General features: G+C 69.2%; 17 protein-coding genes and 1 tRNA gene. 8 read left to right on the forward strand and 10 right to left on the reverse strand.

Annotated elements, in window-relative coordinates; translation table 11 throughout:
* Positions 1-115 precede the first annotated feature (115 nt).
* Together FB470_RS11025 and FB470_RS11030 are read left to right on the forward strand one after the other, a co-directional pair.
* Complete coding sequence (locus tag FB470_RS11025) at positions 116-334, forward strand: helix-turn-helix domain-containing protein (RefSeq protein ID WP_306990795.1); 219 nt, start codon at positions 116-118, stop codon at positions 332-334.
* The gene (locus tag FB470_RS11030) at positions 318-1,466 is read left to right on the forward strand and encodes a site-specific integrase (RefSeq protein ID WP_306990796.1); all 1,149 of its coding nucleotides are present in this window, start codon (positions 318-320) and stop codon (positions 1,464-1,466) included. The genes FB470_RS11025 and FB470_RS11030 overlap by 17 nt, the downstream gene beginning before the upstream one ends.
* A 90-nt stretch (positions 1,467-1,556) precedes the next feature.
* On the opposite strand, the gene FB470_RS11035 is transcribed toward FB470_RS11030, so the two are convergent.
* The 9 genes from FB470_RS11035 to FB470_RS11075 all read right to left on the reverse strand — a co-directional run bounded on the left by FB470_RS11035 (position 1,557) and on the right by FB470_RS11075 (position 12,433).
* Positions 1,557-1,630: transfer RNA gene (locus FB470_RS11035), tRNA-Ile, on the reverse strand.
* A 31-nt stretch (positions 1,631-1,661) separates the two neighbouring features.
* Entirely contained in the window at positions 1,662-2,378 is a 717-nt protein-coding gene (locus FB470_RS11040; RefSeq protein WP_306990797.1) for a DUF3566 domain-containing protein, read from the reverse strand.
* A complete protein-coding gene (gene gyrA, locus FB470_RS11045) occupies positions 2,379-4,898 on the reverse strand; it encodes a DNA gyrase subunit A (RefSeq protein WP_306990798.1) in 2,520 nt (839 codons plus the stop codon). It abuts the gene before it with no gap.
* A gap of 43 nt (positions 4,899-4,941) precedes the next feature.
* Positions 4,942-6,909 (reverse strand): DNA topoisomerase (ATP-hydrolyzing) subunit B, encoded by a 1,968-nt coding sequence (gyrB, locus tag FB470_RS11050; RefSeq protein WP_306990800.1) that lies wholly within the window; start codon positions 6,907-6,909, stop codon positions 4,942-4,944.
* 178 nt (positions 6,910-7,087) lie between these two features.
* Positions 7,088-7,699, reverse strand: coding sequence for a DciA family protein (locus tag FB470_RS11055; RefSeq protein WP_370876460.1), 612 nt, complete (start codon positions 7,697-7,699; stop codon positions 7,088-7,090).
* A 100-nt stretch (positions 7,700-7,799) separates the two neighbouring features.
* Entirely contained in the window at positions 7,800-8,957 is a 1,158-nt protein-coding gene (gene recF / locus FB470_RS11060) for a DNA replication/repair protein RecF (protein WP_306990801.1), read from the reverse strand.
* Positions 8,958-8,967: 10 nt separating this feature from the next.
* On the reverse strand, positions 8,968-9,858 hold the full coding sequence (gene gnd, locus FB470_RS11065; RefSeq protein ID WP_306990803.1) for a phosphogluconate dehydrogenase (NAD(+)-dependent, decarboxylating): 891 nt from the start codon (positions 9,856-9,858) through the stop codon (positions 8,968-8,970).
* A 35-nt stretch (positions 9,859-9,893) separates the two neighbouring features.
* Entirely contained in the window at positions 9,894-11,027 is a 1,134-nt protein-coding gene (gene dnaN / locus FB470_RS11070) for a DNA polymerase III subunit beta (protein WP_167102022.1), read from the reverse strand.
* A 587-nt stretch (positions 11,028-11,614) separates the two neighbouring features.
* The gene (locus FB470_RS11075) at positions 11,615-12,433 is read right to left on the reverse strand and encodes an EamA family transporter (protein WP_306990805.1); all 819 of its coding nucleotides are present in this window, start codon (positions 12,431-12,433) and stop codon (positions 11,615-11,617) included.
* 75 nt (positions 12,434-12,508) lie between these two features.
* Between FB470_RS11075 and FB470_RS11080 the strand changes: the two genes are divergently transcribed.
* Positions 12,509-13,429 (forward strand): LysR family transcriptional regulator, encoded by a 921-nt coding sequence (locus FB470_RS11080; RefSeq protein ID WP_306990806.1) that lies wholly within the window; start codon positions 12,509-12,511, stop codon positions 13,427-13,429.
* Here FB470_RS11080 and dnaA read toward each other — a convergent pair.
* Positions 13,407-15,032 (reverse strand): chromosomal replication initiator protein DnaA, encoded by a 1,626-nt coding sequence (dnaA, locus tag FB470_RS11085; protein WP_306990807.1) that lies wholly within the window; start codon positions 15,030-15,032, stop codon positions 13,407-13,409. The genes FB470_RS11080 and dnaA overlap by 23 nt on opposite strands.
* Before the next feature lie 519 nt (positions 15,033-15,551).
* Between dnaA and rpmH the strand changes: the two genes are divergently transcribed.
* The 5 genes from rpmH to FB470_RS11110 are packed head-to-tail and all read left to right on the forward strand — an operon-like array spanning position 15,552 to position 18,121.
* Positions 15,552-15,695 (forward strand): 50S ribosomal protein L34, encoded by a 144-nt coding sequence (gene rpmH, locus FB470_RS11090; RefSeq protein ID WP_017985946.1) that lies wholly within the window; start codon positions 15,552-15,554, stop codon positions 15,693-15,695.
* A 22-nt stretch (positions 15,696-15,717) separates the two neighbouring features.
* Entirely contained in the window at positions 15,718-16,137 is a 420-nt protein-coding gene (gene rnpA / locus FB470_RS11095; RefSeq protein ID WP_306990810.1) for a ribonuclease P protein component, read from the forward strand.
* Positions 16,130-16,444, forward strand: a complete 315-nt coding sequence (gene yidD / locus FB470_RS11100) for a membrane protein insertion efficiency factor YidD (protein ID WP_306990812.1) — start codon at positions 16,130-16,132, stop codon at positions 16,442-16,444. Before rnpA ends, yidD begins: the two co-directional genes overlap by 8 nt.
* Before the next feature lie 4 nt (positions 16,445-16,448).
* Positions 16,449-17,555 carry a membrane protein insertase YidC gene (yidC, locus tag FB470_RS11105; RefSeq protein ID WP_306990814.1) on the forward strand — a complete coding sequence of 369 codons (1,107 nt, stop codon included), beginning with the start codon at positions 16,449-16,451 and terminating at the stop codon, positions 17,553-17,555.
* Positions 17,556-17,584: 29 nt separating this feature from the next.
* The gene (locus FB470_RS11110; protein WP_306990816.1) at positions 17,585-18,121 is read left to right on the forward strand and encodes a Jag family protein; all 537 of its coding nucleotides are present in this window, start codon (positions 17,585-17,587) and stop codon (positions 18,119-18,121) included.
* The last annotated feature ends 221 nt before the right edge of the window (positions 18,122-18,342 follow it).

Genomic DNA, 18,342 nt, shown 5'->3' on the forward strand with positions numbered 1-18,342 from the left:
CACTCTGTCACTCAATCCACTCTGACCTGCGAGAACAGGAGTGACAGCAGGTGTGACACCCCGACCGGCTGTCACACCACCCCGGCCCTGACCACCCGCGCGAAGGAGGAATGCGATGGACACGCCACCGGTGCCTGAGCGGCAGCTCTACCGCATCACCGAGGCCATGCGCCTGCTCTCGATGAGCCGATCCGTCATCTACGAGCAGATTCGCGCGGGACGTCTCCGCTCGGTCAAACAGGGGCGAGCCCGGCTCATCCCGGCCCAAGCCATCAGCGACTACGTCCAACTCCTCATCAACGAATCGGAGGTCATGAGTGGCGAAGCAGCGTAGCAACGGCGACGGGGGACTGTTCTGGGAGGAATCCCGACAGCGCTGGCGCGCTGAGGTCACCATCGGCTACACCCCGGCCGGAAAACGCCGGACGCGAAGGGCCTACGCCAAGACCAAGACCGAGGCCAAGAACAAGCTCAAAGAGCTGTTCAAAGACCTCGAAGAGGGCATCACCGAAGACCGGAAGTACACCGTCGCGCACGCGGTCCGCGACTTCCTCGCGTACGGCCTGCCGCGCCGCAGCACCGGCACGGTGGACAAGCTCACCAACCTCGCGAACACGCACATCATCCCCGGCCTGGGCGCCCGGAAGCTCCGGGAGCTGACGGCCGACGACGTGGACCGATGGCTGGCCGATCGCGCAAAGGTGCTGTCCACGCGATCGCTTCGGGAGGTGCTGTCGCTGCTTCGGCGCAGCATCGAGCGGGCCCAGAAGCGCGAGAAGGTGCGCCGCAACGTCGTTCTCCTCTGCGAGGTCCCCGAGGGCCGCGCCGGACGTCCCTCGAAGTCCCTGACGTTCGAACAGGCGGAAGCGGTGCTGCGGGCCGCGGAGGGGACACCGATGCGCGCTTACGTCGTTGTGTCCCTCCTCACCGGCGCCCGGACCGAGGAGATGCGCGCGCTCACCTGGTCACATGTCGATCTCGTCGGCCGACCGGACGCGAACCCGCCCATTCCCCCGCACATGATGGTGTGGCGCTCCGTCCGCGAGCACGGCGACACCAAGACACGGAAGTCCCGCCGCTCGCTCGCCCTGCCGAAGCGCTGTGTCGAGGCCCTGAGGGCCCACCAGGTCAAGCAGGACTACATGCGGACGCTCGCGCGCGGGCGGTGGCAGGAGACCGGCCTGGTGTTCTCCTCAGCCGTGGGGACCGAGCTGGACGCCGCCAACGTCCGCCGGGCGTTCCGGAAGGTGGTCGAGAAGGCGGGGCTGGAGGCGAAGGACTGGACGCCCCGTGAGCTACGGCACAGCTTCGTCTCGCTGCTCTCGGACAGCGGCGTACCGATCGAGCAGATCTCGCGCCTGATGGGCCACAACGGGACGGCCGTGACCGAGCTGGTCTACCGGCACCAGCTCCGGCCGGTCATCGAGCACGGAGCCGAGGCGATGGACCGGATCTTCGCGAGCTGAGGGCGTTGGCCACCGATCTGGCCACAATGTCGCCCAGAATGACGCTCAGCCCCCGTTTCCCTTGGTTGGGAGACGGGGGCTGAGCTGCTGTGGGCCCAGGAGGACTTGAACCTCCGACCTCTTCGTTATCAGCGAAGCGCTCTAACCGCCTGAGCTATGGGCCCTGGGAACGGAGAGAAGACTACAACACGCCTTCTACTCGCGTTCCGACAGGGTCACTTCAAGGCCGCCGGCCAGGTCGGCGGACACGTTGTAGATGAAGGCGCTCACGGTGGCCAGCGCGGAGAGCAGCACGATGTTGATGGCACCGAGGATGGCCGCGATGCCGAACACGCGCCCGGCGCTGATGAGCGGCTCGTTGCTGACCCCGGCCTGATCGCCGGACACCAGGGACGAGTAGGTGCCGTTCAGCTTGTCCCAGACGCCCATGCCGTCGAGCACGGTGTACAGCACGCCGACGGCCACGAGCCACACGAAGAACAGCGCGACGCCGAGCACGAGGGACAGCTTCAGCACCGACCAGGGGTCGAACCGCTTGATCTGCAGGCTCGCCCGCCGGGGGCCGCGGCCGGGTCGGCGCAGCGCGCTGGGCGCCGAACGCCCCTTGGTGCCGGCACTGGCCACGCTCACCGTTTCCTGCCCCCTCAACCCTGCCAACGCATCGTCACGCGCCGCGGGGTTGCCGAACAGTCCCTGCGCCGCCGAACCCGTGACGACCGGCTGATCGTCACCGTTCGAGTACAACACAGTTTTCTCGGCCTGGCCTTCCGACGACCACCCGTCCCGGTAGCCACCGGCCTTCGGGTCGGTCGTCGTGCCCTGACCGGCGTCGCGGCTCAGCCGCTGCCACGGCGGGGTGCCCGCCTCACCGGCCTGCGCACCGTGCTGTTCGGGGTTCTCCGGCGTCGTCACTTAGCTCTCTTCCGAGACGGGTTCTTCGGTTCCTCCGTTGCCTTCACCATTACCGACGCCCGAGGGCTCGTCGGCGTTGCGTGCCACCGCGAGAAGGGTCGTCCCCTCGCCGAGGTTGATCAGCCGCACGCCCTTCGTCTGCCGGCCCGCCTTGCGCACCTGGTCGGCCGGCGTGCGGATGACCCCGCCGCTGGAGGTGATGGCGTAGAGCTCGTCGTCGGCGTCGACGATGAGCGCCCCCACCAGCCTGCCACGCTTGCGGTCGTGCTGGATCGTCAGCACACCCTTGCCGCCGCGGCCCTGCACCGGGTAGTCCTCGATCGGCGTCCGCTTGGCGTAGCCGCCGTCGGTGGCGACCAGCAGGAACTTGTCCGGCTTGACGACGTTCAGCGCGAGCAGCTCGTCACCGTCGTTGAACCGCATGCCGAGCACACCGGACGTCGGCCGGCCCATCGGGCGCAGCGTCTCGTCGGTGGCGTGGAAGCGGATCGACTGGCCCTCGGCCGACACCAGCAGCAGGTCGTCCTCCGGGCCGGCCAGCACCGCGCCGACCAGCTCGTCGCCCTCGCGCAGGTTGATGCCGATCAGGCCGCCGGAGCGGTTCGAGTCGAACTCGCTCAGCCGCGTCTTCTTGACCAGGCCCTTCTTCGTGGCCAGCACCAGGTACGGCGCGACCTCGTAGTTCGGGATCTCGATGATCTGCGCGATCGTCTCGTCCGGCTGGAACGCGAGCAGGTTCGCCACGTGCTGGCCGCGCGCGGCCCGGTTGGCCTCCGGCAGCTCGTACGCCTTCGCGCGGTAGACGCGGCCCTTGTTCGTGAAGAACAGGATCCAGTCGTGCGTGGAGCACACGAAGAAGTGCTGGACGATGTCGTCCTGCTTGAGCTGCGCGCCCTGCACGCCCTTGCCGCCACGGCGCTGCGAGCGGTACAGGTCGGTCTTGGTGCGCTTCGCGTAACCGGTGCGCGTGATGGTGACCACCACGTCCTCGACCGCGATCAGGTCCTCGACCGACACGTCCCCGTCGAACGGGATGATCTGGGTGCGCCGGTCGTCGCCGTACTTGTCGACGATCTCGGTCAGCTCGTCCTTGACGATCTGCCGCTGCCGCTCGGGCTTGTCCAGGATGTCCTGCAGGTCGGCGATCTCGAGTTCGATCTTCGCCAGTTCGTCGACGATCTTCTGGCGTTCGAGGGCGGCCAGGCGGCGCAGCTGCATGTCCAGGATCGCGGTGGCCTGGATCTCGTCGATGTCGAGCAGCTCGATCAGGCCGGTGCGCGCCTCGTCGACCGTCGGAGACCGGCGGATCAGGGCGATGACCTCGTCCAGGTGGTCCAGCGCCTTGACCAGACCACGCAGGATGTGGGCGCGTTCCTCGGCCTTGCGCAGGCGGAACCGGGTCCGCCGGACGATGACCTCGATCTGGTGCTTGACGTAGTGCCGGACGACCTGGTCCAGCCGCAGCGTGCGGGGCACGCCGTCGACCAGCGCCAGCATGTTGACGCCGAAGTTGTACTGCAGCTGCGTGTGCTTGTAGAGGTTGTTCAGCACGACCTTGGCGACCGCGTCACGCTTGAGCGTGATCACGATCCGCATGCCGCGCCGGCTGTTCGACTCGTCGGCGATGTCGGCGATACCGGTCAGCTTGCCGTCGCGCACCAGGGTGGCGATGTTCTCCACCAGGTTGTCCGGGTTGACCTGGTACGGCAGTTCGGTGACGACGAGGGTGGTGCGTCCCTTGACGTCCTCCTCGACCTCGACCACCGCGCGCATCCGGACCGAGCCGCGGCCGGTGCGGTAGGCGTCCTCGATGCCGGAGGTGCCCAGGATCAGGCCCTTCGTCGGGAAGTCCGGGCCCTTGATCCGCTGCATCAGCGCGGCGAGGGTCTCGTCCTCGCCCGCTTCCGGGTTGTCCAGCGCCCAGACGACACCTTCGGCAACCTCGCGCAGGTTGTGCGGCGGGATGTTGGTTGCCATGCCGACCGCGATGCCCGACGTGCCGTTGACCAGCAGGTTCGGGATCCGCGCCGGCAGGACGTCCGGCTCCTGCGTACGCCCGTCGTAGTTGTCGGAGAAGTCGACGGTCTCCTCGTCGATCTCCCGCAGCATCTCCATGGCGAGCGGGTCGAGGCGCGACTCGGTGTACCGCATCGCGGCGGCGGGGTCGTTGCCCGGCGAACCGAAGTTGCCCTGGCCGTCGATCAGCGGGTACCGCATCGACCACGGCTGGGCCAGCCGCACCAGGGCGTCGTAGATCGCCGAGTCGCCGTGCGGGTGGTAGTTGCCCATCACGTCGCCGACCACGCGCGAGCACTTGTTGTACCCGCGGTCCGGCCGGAAGCCCGAGTCGTACATCGAGTACAGCACCCGGCGGTGCACCGGCTTGAGCCCGTCGCGCACGTCCGGCAGCGCCCGCGACACGATCACGCTCATCGCGTAGTCGATGTAGGAGCGCTGCATCTCGTGCTGGATGTCGACCGGCTCCGTGCGGTCGTGTTCCGGCGGCATGGTCTCCGTCATGAGGTCCTTCTACTGACGAGGGGAAAGAACGAGTCGGGGCGCGCTACACGTCGAGGAAGCGGACGTCCTTGGCGTTGCGGGTGATGAACGACCGGCGGGCTTCGACGTCCTCGCCCATCAGGACGCTGAACAGCTCGTCCGCGGCGGCGGCGTCGTCCAGCGTGACCTGCAGCAGCAGACGGCGGGACGGGTCCATCGTGGTCTCCCACAGCTCCTCGGCGTTCATCTCGCCGAGACCCTTGTACCGCTGGATCGCGTCGTCCTTCGGCAGCTTGCGGCCGGCTTCGGCGCCGGCGGCGATCAGGCCGTCGCGCTCCTTGTCCGAGTACGCGTACTCCGGCTCCGACCGCGGCCACTTGATCTTGTAGAGCGGCGGCTGCGCGAGGTAGACGTGGCCGTGCTCGATCAGCGGGCGCATGAAGCGGAACAGCAGCGTCAGCAGCAGGGTGCGGATGTGCTGGCCGTCGACGTCGGCGTCGGCCATCAGCACGATCTTGTGGTAGCGCAGCTTGGAGATGTCGAAGTCGTCGTGGATGCCGGTGCCCAGCGCGGTGATCAGCGACTGGACCTCGTTGTTCTTGAGCACCCGGTCGATCCGGGCCTTCTCCACGTTGATGATCTTGCCGCGGATCGGCAGGATCGCCTGGAACCGCGACTCGCGCCCCTCCTTGGCCGACCCACCCGCGGAGTCACCCTCCACGATGTAGAGCTCGCACTCCTCCGGGTTGGTCGACTGGCAGTCCTTCAGCTTGCCGGGCAGGCCGCCGATCTCCAGCGCGCCCTTGCGGCGCACCAGGTCACGGGCCCGGCGGGCGGCCATCCGCGCCTGCGCGCTGGACAGCGCCTTGTTGATGATGGTCTTGGCCTCGGTGGGGTTGCGCTCGAACCAGTCGGACAGCCACTCGTTGGTCTTGGACTGCACGAACGACTTCGCCTCGCTGTTGCCCAGCTTGGTCTTGGTCTGGCCCTCGAACTGGGGCTCGGCCAGCTTGATCGAAATGATCGCGGTGAGACCCTCGCGCACGTCGTCGCCGGAGAGGTTCTCGTCCTTCTCCTTGAGGAGTTTCTTGTCCCGCGCGTAGGCGTTGACCACCCGGGTCAGCGCGGCGCGGAAGCCCTCCTCGTGGGTCCCACCCTCATGGGTGTTGATCGTGTTGGCGAAGGTGTGCACCGAGGGCGTGAACGAGTTGTTCCACTGCATCGCGACCTCGACCTCGAGGCCGTCGCCCTTGGCGTCGAAGCAGATGATGCTGGAGTGGATCGGGTCCTTCGAGCCGTTGATGTGCTTGACGAAGTCCTCGAGACCGCCCGGGTAGTGGTAGACGCGCTCCTTGACCCGCGCCTGCTTGCCGTCGACGTCGGCCTCGGTCTCCTCCTCGGTGACCCGCTCGTCGCGCAGCGTGATGCTCAGGCCCCGGTTGAGGAAGGCCATCTCCTGCAGGCGGCGCGAGACCGTCTCGGCGTTGTAGGTGGTGGTCTCGAAGATGTCCGGGTCGGCCCAGAAGGTGGTGCAGGTGCCGGTGCCCTCGGCGGTGCCGATCTCCTGCAGCGGGCCGGGCTTGGAGTGGTCGTAGTGCTGCCGCCACTTCTTGCCGTCGCGGGACACTTCGACGTCCAGCGCCTTCGACAGGGCGTTCACCACGGAGACGCCCACGCCGTGCAGACCGCCGGACACCGCGTAGCTCTCGCTGTCGAACTTGCCGCCGGCGTGCAGCACGGTGTGCACGATCTCCAGCGTCGACTTCTTGTGGACCGGGTGCTCCTCGACGGGGATGCCGCGGCCGTCGTCGACGACGCGGACGCCGCCGTCGGGCAGGAGGGTGACCTCGACCTTGGTGGCGTAGCCGGCCATCGCCTCGTCGACCGAGTTGTCCACGACCTCCCAGATCAGGTGGTGCAGGCCGCGTTCACCGGTCGAGCCGATGTACATGCCGGGTCGCTTGCGGACCGCCTCGAGACCCTCGAGCACCGTGATGGAGGACGCGTTGTAGTCGTTCTGCTGAGCTGCCACGGGCCTGCTTTCTCCTCAGTCTTGCCCAAGGGACTCCCCACTCGCCGTTCATTCTACTTGGCCAGCTCCGCTGACATGCGGCAAGGACACCCCTGATTTCGTCACAGAGGCCCGAACGCGAGTGCGGACGGGTCCGGTGCTATCCGGCGGGGGTCGGGCCGCGATATGACGCGCTCAGTCACCCATAGGTGTCGCGCGGCCCGCGGCCCGGGACGTGCCGGGGTCCCTTCCGCCAGCTCGGGGCGGTCGGCCCGTGGATGCGCATGCGCTTGACCACACCGTGACCGACCCCGGCGGCGATCTTGGCGATGAGCTGCCCCTGCAGCAGCCGGAGCTGGGTGGCCCACGCGGTCGAGCGGGCGCGGACGGTGAGCTCGCCGTCCTTGAGCGAGACCGGCTGGGCGTGCTCGGCGACGTCCTCGCCGACCAGCCGGGCCCACTCGCCGAAGACCCGGCTGGTGGTCACGCGCTCCTGCCAGCCGCGCTCGGAGATCATGCGGGTGACCAGCCGTCCCAGCGGTTGCGGGTCGCGGGCGTCCGCGCCCGGCCCCGACCAGCGGCGGCGGCGCGGGTGCTGGCCGCCGAGCTCGATCTTGCGCCGCCCCGGCTCGGTGCCGCGGGCGTCGGCCTTGGCGCGGGCGGCGGCCAGCGCGGAGCGGACGAGGTCACGTCCGGTAGGGTTCCCGTCCGGCCCAGCCGCGCTGTCACTGTCCGTGGTTGATCCACTCGCCTGGGGCGTTTCCCCTGGTTCCGGGACTCGCGAAGATCGCCCGTTCGGCCGCTTGGTCACGCGGGGCGATAACTCGTTCACCGTGTTATCCACACTATCCACAGAGTTGTCCCCAGATCGGTGGGTAACTCGTGTGGTCCCGGTCACTCGCTGTGGCTCATCAGGCATTGCGCACCTCCCCGTCGGCGACCGTGAACCGGGTGCCGGCCAGTTCGCCGGGCACGTCCTCGTCCACCGCCGCGGTGACCAGCACCTGCTCGGCACCGGCGGCCACCTCGGCCAGCCGCGACCGCCGCCGCCGGTCCAGTTCGGCGAACACGTCGTCGAGCAGGAGCACCGGCTCGCCCGCCTCGCGCCGCAGCAGCTCGTAGGACGCCAGCCGCAACGCGAGCGCGAACGACCAGGATTCACCATGGCTCGCGTAGCCCTTCGCGGGGGCCTCCCCGAGCACGATCTCCAGCTCGTCGCGGTGCGGCCCGACCAGGCTGATCCCCCGCTCCAGCTCCTGCTGCCGGACCCCGGCCATCGCTTCGGCGAGGATACCGCTGAGCACCTCCGGTTCGGCGCGTTTCCCGTCCGGCACGCCATATCCCTCGGGCAGCGCGTCACCCAGGCTCGACCGGTAGGCGATCTGCGCCGGCCGCGAGTCGGGTGCCACGCCGGCATAGGCCGCGGTCGTGTGCGGACCGAGGTCGGCGACCAGGTCCAGCCGCGCGGCGAGCAGCTGGGCGCCGACCACCGAGAGGTGGTTGTCCCACACCTCGAGCGTCGACAGCGCGTACGGGTCGTCGCGCGCGCCACCTTTCTTCTTCCCCGCCGTCTTCAGCAGCGCGTTGCGCTGGCGGAGGATCCGCTCGTAGTCGGCGCGCACCCCCGCGTACCGGGGCGCGCGCTGCACCAGCAGCTCGTCCATGAACCGGCGCCGCTCACCGGGGTCGCCGCGCACGAGCGCCAGGTCCTCCGGGGAGAACAGCACGGTGCGCAGGATCCCGAGGATGTCGCGCGGCTTGCCCACCGCGCCGCGGTTGACCCGCGCCCGGTTCGCCCGGCCGGGGTTGATCTCCAGCTCGACGGTCAGCTCGCGGTCCTCGTTGACCACGGCCGCCCGCACGAGTGCCCGCTCACAGCCGTGCCGCACCAGCGGGGCGTCGGTCGCGACCCGGTGCGAGCCGAGGGTCGCCAGGTAACCGATCGCCTCGAGCAGGTTGGTCTTCCCGCGGCCGTTCTGGCCGACGAGGACCGTCGGGCCCGGGGTGAGCGGCAGGTCCGCGTGCTCCCACGAACGGAAGTCGGTGACCTGCAGATGCCGTACGTGCACGGCTGAGTGCCTACTCGCCGACCTTCTTCACGGCGTGCCCGCCGAACTGGTTGCGCAGCGCGGCGACCGCCCGCATCGCGGAGGAGTCCTTCCGCCGCGAGGCGAACCGCGCGAACAGGGCGGCCGAGATGACCGGCGCCGGCACCGCGTGGTTGATGGCCTCCTCCAGCGTCCAGCGGCCCTCGCCGGAGTCCTCGACGTAACCTTCGAGGTCGTCCAGCTCCGGGTCCTCGTCCAGGGCGCGCACCAGCAGGTCGAGCAGCCAGGACCGGACGACGGTGCCGCGCTGCCAGCCCTTGATCACGGCCGGCACGTCCTCGACGACCTTCGCGGCCTCGAGCAGTTCGAAGCCCTCGGCGTAGGCCTGCATCAGGCCGTACTCGATGCCGTTGTGGATCATCTTCGCGTAGTGGCCGGCGCCGACCGAGCCGGCGTGCGAGAAGCCCTCCTCGCGCGGGCCCTCCGGGCGCAGCGCGTCGAAGATCGGCATCGCGCGCTCGACGAGCTCCTTGTCACCGCCGACCATCAGGCCGTAGCCGTTGTCCTTGCCCCAGACCCCGCCGGACACACCGCAGTCGAGGTAGCCGATGCCCTTGGCGGACAGCACCTCGGCGTTGTGCGTGTCGTCGGTGAACCGCGAGTTGCCGCCGTCGATCACCAGGTCGCCCTCGGCGAGCAGGTCCCCGAGTTCGGCCACGGTCTCCCGGGTCGGGCCGCCGGCGGGGACCATCACCCAGACGATGCGTGGAGCGTCCAGTTTGGACACCATGTCGGCGAGGGACGAGGAGTCCGAGACCGCCTCGTTGCGGTCGTACCCGACCACCTCGTGCCCGGCGGCGCGCAGCCGCTCGCGCATGTTGAAGCCCATCCGGCCGAGGCCGACCAGTCCCAGCTGAACCATGGAACTCCCCTTCGTGCGTACTTCTTCCGTCGCGGTCAGCCGGGTAGGCGGACCGGCATCAGTAGATAGAGGTAACCAGGAACGACCTGGCCCTGCTCGTCGGCCGGCTTGATCAAAGCCGGACGGTTCGGGGTGGTGAAGGTCAGCTCGGCCCGGTCGTGGTGCAGCGCGCCGAGACCGTCGACGAGGTAACCGGGGTTGAACGCGATGGTCACCGGCTCGCCCTCGTACTCCACCGGCAGCTCCTCTTCGGCGCTGCCCTCGTCGTCGCCGCCGGCCGACAGGCGCAGCGAGTTGTCACCGAACTCCAGCCGCACCTGAGTACCCCGCTCGGCGACGAGCGACACGCGTTTGATCGCCTCCGACAGCGGGGACACCTCGATCACCGCGCGGGAGGAGTGCTGGTTCGGGAGGAGCTGCCGGTATGGCGGGAACTCGGCGTCGAGCAGGCGGGTGGTCGTGTAGCGGCCGTTGCCGGACAGGCCGAGCAGGCCTTCGCCGCTGGCGAGGCCGACCGACACCTTGTTGCCCGCGGTGCCGAGCGACTTGGCCGCCTCGGCGAGGGTGCGCGCCGGGACCAGCACCGCGGCGTCGGCCAGCCCCTCGGCCGGCTCCCACGCGAACTCGCGCATCGCCAGGCGGAAGCGGTCGGTGGCGACCAGGGTCAGCGAGTTGCCGGAGATCTCCAGCCGCATGCCGGTCAGCATCGGCAGGGTGTCGTCCTTGCCCGCGGCGACGGCGACCTGGGTGACGGCCTGGCCGAACGCCTCGCCCGCGACCTCACCGGCGAAAGTCGGCTGGGCCGGCAGCTGCGGGTAGTCCTCGACCGGCATGGTCGGCAGGCTGAACCGGGCGCTGCCGCAGGTGATGGACGCGCGGGAGCCGTCGACGGAGATCTCGACCGGCTGGGCCGGGAGCGCCTTGGTGATGTCGGCGAGCAACCGTCCGGACACGAGCAGCCGCCCCCCGTCGGCGATGGTCGCCGGGACGCCGACCGTGGCCGAGACCTCGTAGTCGAAGCCGGAGACGGTGAGCGCGTCGGTCGACCCGTCGGATCCGGCGTCGAGCAGGACACCGCCCAGGACGGGGACCGGTGGCCTCGACGGCAGGCTGCGTGCCACCCACGCGACGGCGTCCGCGAGCCCGTCGCGTTCGACGCGGATCTTCATGAGCCCATCCTTTCGACAGCCGAGCCCCTCACGCGGCCCGAGAAGATCGACAAACGTCCCCGGGCAGGCCGCGAGGGAACGCGCTGACCGGGGATCTCGCAGTGTGGTGTGGCCCGGTGCCGATGTCGCCAACGACGAGCGGGCTGGGTGTGGATACCCACGTTAGAACGTGAGCGGCACCGGCGTCACTCGGGGCAGGCCATCGACTTGTCGACAAGACGATCTCGTCCGGCGCGTTGTCCCCATGTCCACAGCCCCCTGTTTTCGTTCTAAGGACTTCTTGAGAAAAAACCAAGGGCAGTGACAGTAATAGGGGCTGTGGATTCTGGGGACAACCGCCGTCGTCGCAGGTCCGCTCGCGCGGCGGGGTGTGGACATCTGTGGAGTACTTCCCGTGGACAACTCGGGCCGTCCGTGGACAACTTCGAAGCCTCCCCAAGTGATCCACAGTTGTCCCCAGCTGTCCACAGAACTGTCCCCAGTTGTGGGCCGGTTCGTCCCCATGGCCGCGCACAGACGCGGTCGCCGTGGAACCCACCCAGTGGGTGACGGCGGTCGCCGCGATCGATGCCGTCTCGTTACGGGGATCACAGGTTTCGCGCCGCAGCGCGTCCCGTCGCGGCCGCACTCGCTGTCACACAAGCGATTCCGGCCCAGGCGGCGAACGGCAGCCGCTCGCCGAGGAGCACCGCGCCGGCGAGTCCCGCCACCGCTGCCTCCAGGCTTTCGAGTACCGCGACGGTGCCGGGTGGAATCCTCCGCAGGGCGGCCAGATCGAGTGAGTACGGCACGACGGCCGACAACACGGCGACGCCGAATCCGGCCAGGAGCAAGGAAGGGCGCCACACCGCGGTGGTCGCACCGAACGGCATCACGAGCACCGCGGCGACCGTCACGGCGAGCGCCAGCATCGATCCATCCTGGACACTCGCGCCGACCTTCCGGCTCAACAACAGGTATCCACCCATCGACGCGGCGGACAGCAGAGCGAGCGCGACACCCGCCGCGGGCATCGTCGTGCCCGATGGCGCGTGGAACAACCACACGCCGAACCCGGCGACGAGTGAGAGCGCCACGTCCCGCGCACGTCGTGCCGTGGCGACCGCGATCGCGAGCGGACCGAGCAACTGCAACGCGCTCGCCACCCCCATCGGCAGGAACAGCAGCGCGGGGTAGATGAGGTTCATCCCGGCGATCGCCGCGCCGAAACCCAGCACCGGCACCAGTTCCCGGCGCGACGGCAACGACGGCCGGTGGATCGCGAGCAGCACGAGCGCGGCGAACCCGAGCCGCAGCGCCACCACGGCGCCGGGACCGGCCTGGGCGAAGAGTTGCTTGCCGAACGCCTGGCCCGCCTGGACGCTCACGACGCTGCCGAGGACGAGGAGTACCGGGGTGGCTCGCATGCCTTCCCAGTCTTGGCCCCCGCACCGTGAAGATCCATCGAGACTTCGTGCACGGAACTCTTTAGCCTCGACTACATGATCGACCTGAGACGTCTCCGCGTCCTCCGCGTGCTCGCCGACCACGGCACCGTGACGGCGGCCGCGCACGCGCTGCACCTGACCCCGTCCGCGGTGTCGCAGCAGCTGCGGTTGCTGGCCAAGGAGGTCGGCGTCGACCTGCTGCGGCACGAGGGCAGGCGGGTGCGGTTGACCCCCGCCGCGGTGGTCCTGCTCGAGCACGCGGATTCCCTGTTCGCGCAATGGGAACGCGCGCGCGCCGATCTGACCGCCGGCGACGAGAGGGGAACCGTCCGGCTGTGCGGTGTCTCGTCCGCGGTCGCGGCGTTGCTGACGCCCGCGGCCGCGCGGCTGCGGGCGGACCACCCCCGCCTCACGACGCGCGTACTGGAAGAGGAGAGCGCGGACTGCTACGAACTGCTGCTCGCCGAAGAAGCCGACATCGCCGTCGTGCTGCCGACACCGGAAGCACCGCCGGCCGGCGATCCGCGCTTCACGCAGTGGCCGCTGCTCGACGATCCGCAGGACCTCCTCGTCCCGGCGGGACATCCGCTGGCGCGTCAGGACGCGGTCGAACTCGCCGACGCCGCGCGCGAACCGTGGATCGTCAAGCCGCGCAACAACGACACGTACACGCTCCTCCAGGTCGCCTGCGCCGCCGCGGGTTTCACGCCGCGGATCGCGCACGAGGCGAAGGAGTGGTTCGCCGTGTCCGCCCTCGTCTCCGCCGGGTTCGGGGTGTGCCTCGTGCCGCGGCTCGCGCCGCTGCCACCCCAGCACGAGGTAGTCCGGATTCCCTTGCGCGGCAACCCACGTCCGTCACGTCGGATCGTCGGGTGCGTGCGGCGGGGCAGCGAGGGGCAGTGGCCGATCGCGCGCGCGATCGTGGCGATCGAAGCGGTGTGCGCCGGGCGCGTCACTGACGAGCGCGCTGTTTGATGCGCGCGGTCAGCTCCTGCACCTGGTCGTAGATCCGCCGGCGCTCGGCCATCTCCTTGCGGATCTTCTTGTCCGCGTGCATGACCGTCGTGTGGTCTCGACCGCCGAACGTCTGCCCGATCTTCGGCAGCGACATGTCCGTCAGCTCACGGCACAGGTACATCGCGATCTGCCGCGCCGTGGCGAGCGCTTTCGTCTTGCCCGGGCCGCACAGGTCGTCGACCGTCACGTCGAAGAACTCGGCCGTCGTCGCCATGATCGTCGGCGCGCTGATCTCCGGAGCCTGCGAATCCGGGATCAGGTCGCGCAGCACGATTTCCGCGAGGCTGACGTCCACCGGCTGCTGGTTCAGCGACGCGAACGCGGTGACGCGGATGAGAGCGCCTTCCAGCTCGCGGATGTTCGCCTCGACGCGCGAGGCGATGAACTCGAGCACGTCGCCCGGCACCGCGAGCCGGTCCTGCGCCGCCTTCTTGCGCAGGATCGCGATGCGCGTTTCCAGTTCGGGCGGCTGGATGTCGGTGATCAGGCCCCACTCGAACCGCGTGCGCAGCCGGTCCTCCAAGGTTTCCAGCCGCTTCGGCGGCCGGTCCGAGGACACCACGATCTGCTTGTTCGAGTTGTGCAGCGTGTTGAAGGTGTGGAAGAACTCCTCCTGGGTGCCTTCCTTGCCCTCCAGGAACTGGATGTCGTCGACCAGCAGGATGTCGATGTCGCGGTAGCGCCGCTGGAACGCGACTTTGCGGTCGTCGCGCAGCGAGTTGATGAAGTCGTTGGTGAACTCTTCGGTCGAGACGTAGCGCACGCGCATCCCCGGGAACAGCCGCTGCGCGTAATGCCCGACCGCGTGCAGCAGGTGCGTCTTGCCCAGCCCCGACTCGCCCCAGATGAACAGCGGGTTGTACGCGCGGGACGGTGCTTCGGCGACGGCGAACGCGGCCGCGTGCGCGAAGCGGTTGGACGCGCCGATGACGAACGTGTCGAACGTGTACTTCTCGTTCAGCCGGGTCTTCGACGTCTCCGGCTGCGCGGGGGCGGTGTAGGGCTGGCCGGCGCTCGGCTGGCCGGAGAACATCGGCCAGATCTCGTGCGCGGCGGCCAGTGCCTCGCCCTCTTCGTCGACTTCCTCGTCACCGTCGTCCTCGGGCAGGGCCGCCTTCACCGGTTCCGGCCGGTGGGCGCGCACCTGACGCAGCGGCGGCAGGAGACCGTCGTCGAGCGGCGGCATCTGCGGCATCTTCGGCGGCATGACCGGGATCTCGGTCACCCCGACCGGAGCGGTTTCCACCCGGGCGGGTGACGGGTAGGGCACGGGAGGTGGCGGGGGCGGCGGGCTGACCTCCGCGGTGTCGACCTTCACGGCAAGCGAGACCGGGCGGCCGAGGCGGCGCGAGAGCGCGTGGGTGATCGGGTCGCGCAGGGCCCGCTCGATCGCTTCCTTGGCGAAGTCGCTCGGGGCGGCGAGCAGGGCGGTTCCGTCGAGCAGACCGATCGGGCGGGTGACCCGCATCCAGGCTCGCTGCTGAGGCGAGAGTGTGCCGTCCGACAGCTCCCGGACCACTTGGTCCCAGACCACGCCCAGGTTCAACTGGTGCTCGGACACCGACTTCGTCCCCTCCCCTCGTCACCCCGGACGAACCCCACCGAACCTCGAACCACTCTTGCCGGGCGCCCGCTCACTCGGTCGAGCGGCGCCGCGCGGTCCCCCTGGTCACCGCGTGCAGCAAGTATCCACAGAGTTGTCCACAGCTGTGCACTAATGTACGGCGGCCCGCAGCCACTCCACCTGCGGGTGCGAACCTACGCCAGCCAGAGCCTCCACACCTTCCGACGGCGGCGCCGAGCACCTCGAACGGGTGACTCAAGAGGAGACACGCTAACAAAGCTTCGCGCGGTCCCACAAGACGCCGTAGGAAGCCAGGATCCCATGCCTCACCGCGCGTCGCCACTCGGTCCCCCCGAGTGGTTCCGGGGGCCGGTTGTGCCCGGCCCCGAAGGGGTGCGTACCCTCGATAAGTCTCCCGCGCGCGACGGGTTCGTTCGCATGCGCGCGATTCGAGACACCCCCGAGCTGATCGGTGGCGCTGCCTGCCGCCGAGTATGTCGAGACCAGGAGTAAGCAGTGAGCAAGGGTAAGCGCACCTTCCAGCCGAACAACCGTCGACGCGCCCGGACCCACGGGTTCCGGCTGCGGATGCGTACCCGTGCCGGTCGCGCCATCCTGTCGGCCCGCCGTCGCAAGGGCCGCGAGAAGCTGTCCGCCTGATAGCGCCGCTTCGAGGCGCGACGTGCTGCCCCGTGCCGCCCGCTTGCGGCGCAGTGAGGACTTCCGCGACGTCATGCGCAGGGGTGCTCGGGCAGGCCGGCGCCGCCTCGTGGTGCACGCGGTGCAGTCCACCGACCCGTCCGCGGGAACGCCGCGGGCGGGTTTTGTGGTGAGCAAATCCGTCGGCAACTCGGTGGTCCGCCACCGGGTGAGCCGTCGTCTGCGGCACCTCGTCCTGCAGCGTCTCGGAACCGTGCCGCCCGGCAGTTCGTTGGTCGTGAGGGCCCTGCCGCCGGCGGCCACCGCGTCCAGCGCCGAACTCGGTGCCGATCTGGACGCGGCGCTGAAACGGCTGAGCCTGCTCCCGGGCCGCCCGTCGGACGGCCCGGCGCAACCCCGGCCGGACACGGCCGCGGACACGAGGGGCCACGCCGGTGAATGACGCCAGCACGGAAAGCGGTAGCGCGCACGCGGTCGAGCGCCCCGGGCCGGTGGCCCAGGTCCTGCTGCTCCCGCTGCGGTTCTACCGCCGGTTCATCTCGCCCTACCTCCCGCCGAGCTGCCGCTTCTACCCCAGCTGCAGCACGTACGCGGTCGAGGCCCTGACCCGCTTCGGCGCCGCGAAGGGCAGTTACCTCGCCCTCCGCCGGCTGCTGCGCTGCGGCCCGTGGACGATGCCCGGCCGCGACCCGGTGCCTGAGGTGTTCTCGTGGCGCCACCAGAGACCTGGTTTGTCAACCGAGGAGTAGCTCAGTGCTCGACTTCATCTACTACCCCGTGTCCTTCATCCTGTGGTGTTGGCACAAGGTCTTCGGGTTCGTCTTCGGGGCCGACAACGCCATCGCGTGGATCCTCGCGATCATCTTCCTGACCTTCACGGTCCGCGGCATCATGTTCAAGCCGTTCGTGAACCAGGTCCGGTCGATGAAGAAGATGCAGGAGTTCGCGCCGGAACTGAAGAAGATTCAGAAGAAGTACGCGAACGACCGGCAACGCCAGGCCGCGGAGATGCAGAAGCTCCAGAAGGAGCACGGCGTCAACCCGCTCGGCAGCTGTCTGCCGATGCTGCTGCAGATCCCGGTGTTCATCGGTCTGAACTGGGTGCTGCGCGCGTTCTCGATCAACCCGCACCCGGGCCAGCCGAAGACCGAGAACTACTTCTTCAACCAGCAGGGCGTCGAGTCCTACGTCAACGCGAAGCTGTTCGGCGTCAACATCGGCGAGGCGATCCACAACACCTCCATGCTCGGTGGTGCCGGTGGCGGCTGGCACTGGAACGTGGCGCCGGTCGCGATCCCGCTGATGATCCTCGCGTCGATCCTGACGCACCTGACGGCGCGGCACTCGGCGCAGCGGCAGAACCTGAACCCGGATTCGCTGACGCCGCAGACCGCGATGATGCAGAAGCTGACGATGTACATCTTCCCGCTGGGTGTGCTCGTCTTCGGCGCGTTCTTCCCGATCGGTCTGCTCTTCTACTGGCTGGCGAACAACGGCTGGACCCTGATGCAGCAGCGCCTGGTGTACACGCGCATCGACAAGGAAGAGGCGGCGCGCAAGGCCGAGGCGGCGGAGAAGCGCAACTCGCTGGCGCCGCGCCCGGGCGCCAAGCCGAAGCCGGGCCAGAAGCCGGCGCAGCAGCAGAAGAAGGCGACCGACGACGAAGCCCCGGCCGAGACGTCGTCGAGCGACGGCCAACCGGCGACGGGGCAGAACAAGCCGGGCTCGAAGGCCGGCTCGCCGCACCGGTTCCCGCAGCAGGGACCTCGCCCGCAGAACGGCTCGGCGCAGAAGCGCAAGAAGCCTTCGCAGGGCGGCAAGAACTCAGGACAGAAGGGCTCGGGGCAGAAGCGCCGCTGAGCGCTGGAGCCCGGTGAAAGGAGATGACGATGGCGGAGACGGTCGAAGCGATCGACGCTGACGACGAGGCGCCCGCTGTGGAGGAGTCGGGTTCCTCGACGGAGGACCTGCTGGTCCGCGAAGGCGACATCGCCGGTGATTACCTCGAGCGGCTGCTGGATCTGCTCGACTACGACGGGGACATCGACCTCGACGTGGAGAGCGGCCGGGCGATCGTGAGCATCGACGGTGGCGACGACCTGGAGAAGCTCGTCGGCGGCCGCGGCCAGGTGCTCGAGGCGCTGCAGGAACTGACGCGGCTCGCGGTGCAGCAGGAGACCGGCACGCGGAGCCGGCTGATGCTCGACATCGCGGGCTGGCGTGCCGGACGTCGCGCCGAGCTGACCGAGCTGGGTCGCACGACCGCCGAGACGGTGAAGGCGACCGGCGAGAAGGTCCGGCTGCAGCCGATGAGCCCGTTCGAGCGCAAAGTCGTGCACGACGCGGTTGCGGCCGTGGGGGGCGTCAAGAGCGAGAGCGAGGGCGAAGAGCCCAAGCGGCGCGTGGTGGTGATGCTGGACGCGTAGCGTCTGGTTGGTTCGAGGAGGCGGCCCACTTCGGTGGGCCGCCTTTTTCTCTGCCCGCGTTCGGCGGCGGGGTGGCTGCGGGGCCCGCCATTTCACGTGAGTGGTGCGCCACGGCGACGTCGCCGGTGGTTTCGGCCGATGAGCCTCGAGCGCAAGTCAGGGTGAAGAGCCCAAGCTGCATGTGGTCGTCATTCTGTGGGCCGCCTCTTTCTCTGCTCGCG

It is taken from the genome of Amycolatopsis thermophila, from assembly GCF_030814215.1.
GTDB lineage: Bacteria > Actinomycetota > Actinomycetes > Mycobacteriales > Pseudonocardiaceae > Amycolatopsis_E > Amycolatopsis_E thermophila.

Excerpts from the sequence above, each read along its gene's own strand:
- FB470_RS11080 (WP_306990806.1), top strand. The coding sequence starts at position 12,509 with ATGATCGACCTGAGACGTCTCCGCGTCCTCCGCGTGCTCGCCGACCAC.
- FB470_RS11075 (WP_306990805.1), bottom strand. The coding sequence starts at position 12,433 with ATGCGAGCCACCCCGGTACTCCTCGTCCTCGGCAGCGTCGTGAGCGTC.
- gyrA (WP_306990798.1), bottom strand. The coding sequence starts at position 4,898 with ATGACGGAGACCATGCCGCCGGAACACGACCGCACGGAGCCGGTCGAC.
- dnaN (WP_167102022.1), bottom strand. The coding sequence starts at position 11,027 with ATGAAGATCCGCGTCGAACGCGACGGGCTCGCGGACGCCGTCGCGTGG.
- FB470_RS11025 (WP_306990795.1), top strand. The coding sequence starts at position 116 with ATGGACACGCCACCGGTGCCTGAGCGGCAGCTCTACCGCATCACCGAG.
- FB470_RS11110 (WP_306990816.1), top strand. The coding sequence starts at position 17,585 with ATGGCGGAGACGGTCGAAGCGATCGACGCTGACGACGAGGCGCCCGCT.
- gnd (WP_306990803.1), bottom strand. The coding sequence starts at position 9,858 with ATGGTTCAGCTGGGACTGGTCGGCCTCGGCCGGATGGGCTTCAACATG.